The organism is Psychrobacter glacincola (assembly GCF_904846215.1).
Taxonomy (GTDB): Bacteria; Pseudomonadota; Gammaproteobacteria; order Pseudomonadales; family Moraxellaceae; genus Psychrobacter; species Psychrobacter glacincola.
In genome coordinates, this window is sequence record NZ_CAJGZK010000047.1 from 1 (window position 1) to 2,309 (window position 2,309).

Genomic DNA, 2,309 nt, shown 5'->3' on the forward strand with positions numbered 1-2,309 from the left:
TTAAGGTGACTTTGCCTAGCCCAAATAGTCGATATATCATTAAAGCCAGTTGATCGTAGTCTATCCTCGCTTCGGCAAAAAATCGCTGTAGTCTGCGATAGTGACTGTCGGTCTTGCCACCCTTAGGAAGGTGTCTTGCTATTTTTTTTAAGATTACTGCTTTGAGCAGTAATCAGGGCTATTATCATTAGGCTCAAACAATTGATTCTTGCCTTGTTCATGCTCAGGTTTTGGGTTAAAGTCTCACTAAGTCTGTTAAAGTTTGGCATGGTCTGATTCGTCTTAAAAATTACTATTATGCCTTTGCTTTAACAGACTTTTTGTTTTTTTGTCGTGTGCAGAGCTATTTGTCTTAACTATCTATGATAAAAAAGCCAAGTTATTGAATAGCTGGGCTTTTTTATGGTCTGACTTATAAGCTTTTCAATTAACGACGCACATCTTTTGGTGCATCGCCATTTGGCCAATCTTTGTCTTTATTGGCTTTGACAGGGCGCGGCAAATGGGTAAAGTAGGCGGCAATATCGACCGCTTCTTGATCGCTTAGTGTATTGCCCTGACCGAACGGCATTTTACCTTTAATAAAGGCCGCGGCGGTATATGTACGCGCCATGCCTGCGCCATCATTAAAGGATTTATCGCCAGCTACCGCAGGATAGATATAAGTACCATCGTCATTATATTGACCTTCGCCATTATCACCGTGACAAACGCTACATTTTTCTGCAAATAGCTTTTCACCCGTTTCAGGGTTTGGCTCTAACTCTTTATTCACTTTTACAAAACCGCGACCTTCAGGTGATACCCCAAATGGCATATCTTGCGACAACCAGCTCATATAAGACACCATCGCATTCATATCATCTGAATCAAGATCGAGTGCTTTACCATTCATCGAACGCTCAAAACAACCGTTAATACGCTCTTGAATGGTATTGACGCGACCTGCGCGTGAGCGATAAATCGGGTAAATACTTGGCATATTGTTCCAAGGTGCAGCATACGCTTCTGAGCCATTGCCTAGGTGACAGCTGGTACAGTTAAGCTGGTTACCAACGTTATTCGGCAGCTCTTTATAAGTATGGTTGGCAAGCTGTAGACCGCGGCGTACGGCAGCGCCATACTCATCATCTGGAATGGTCGATTCGTCTGGCATCTTAATGGACGGCTTACCGCTTGCTGCGCCTGCCGCATCACCGCCGCCTGCGCTAGCGCTCATATCACTGGCAGCTGGCATATTACCTTTTAGCGTTTCGGCACGGGCTTCGAGGGCTTTAACGCGAGCCAAGGCTTCTGCTTCTTCCAAACGGTCAACGGCTTTGGTCTCATTGCTATTACTACAGCCGGCCATACTGACGGCGCTGATGGCAAAGATAGTGGCTACTAACAGGGAGGAGGGCTTAGCACGTGGAAAGTTTATCATTGGAATATCCTTATGTTAGAAAATAATATGTAAATCTATATTTATATGATAGCTTGGTCGTCATGATGGCAAAACTTATTTTAAGATTTTAGCTAAATAAATGGCTCGGATTCCAGTATTGATCAATGCCAACATAGTTGGCGTCATATCATTCAGCTTATCGCTACTGCCTAATATTAGCTATTAATCCGCTTGATTCTGCCTATCAAAACTCGACCAGTAATTAATCTGTAATTTGCTAGTAACATAATTGTATCAAATACAAATACGTAAAGTGTTTTTAAATTGAAAAAGAACACTAAAGCGACAAATGATGCCAACAGATGGTGAACGTTCTAAATAGCAAGGCATACTGTTTTTACTAAAAGCGCGTAAATATGAAAATATTTACGCGCTTTTTTTTGATGAAGATATTTTTATATAGTAATTGCAAAATAAAATCGATACGTTAGTATTCCCGTGCTAATGGGATAGATTTTTCTTGCTTGCTGTTCGCAGGCGTAACAGAGGCTGCAAAAAACTCACCCCATTAGCACTTTGTATCGGTTTTAGATCGAATAGACGACAGCTGTTTAACTTATTCTCTGCACACGACAAAAAAATCATCCCCACCCGATTTTCATAGGTTTAGGGGTTAAAAAGCTAACTAACTGTCGAAATACAGTCTTATCATTGTTAAAGAACACCAAGTGAAGGCCCTCAATCAACACATCCAGGCCAAGCGCAAACAAACTGGCTTGAGGTCGAGCGTTTGACTTTAACTTGCGCTTTAACGGCTTATCTTTGTCTTTATAAATACCGACATGATAAGCCCAACAAAATGCTAAGGCGTTCACTGCGACTAATTTACTGACCCGATCAAGATGGGTTAAGTGGGTATCTTCAA

At 41.7% G+C, this 2,309-nt stretch carries 1 protein-coding gene and 1 pseudogene; both read right to left on the reverse strand.

The annotated features are described in order from the left end of the window. Positions 1–427: 427 nt before the first annotated feature. The gene (locus tag JMW90_RS13265) at positions 428–1,423 is read right to left on the reverse strand and encodes a c-type cytochrome (RefSeq protein WP_102078934.1); all 996 of its coding nucleotides are present in this window, start codon (positions 1,421–1,423) and stop codon (positions 428–430) included. Between the two features lie 602 nt (positions 1,424–2,025). Beyond that, positions 2,026–2,309 (reverse strand): annotated as a pseudogene (locus JMW90_RS13835) (hypothetical protein); the annotation flags it as partial.

What these genes read in the sequence shown, in the direction of transcription:
- JMW90_RS13265 (WP_102078934.1), bottom strand. Translation starts at nt 1,423, where the DNA reads ATGATAAACTTTCCACGTGCTAAGCCCTCCTCCCTGTTAGTAGCCACT.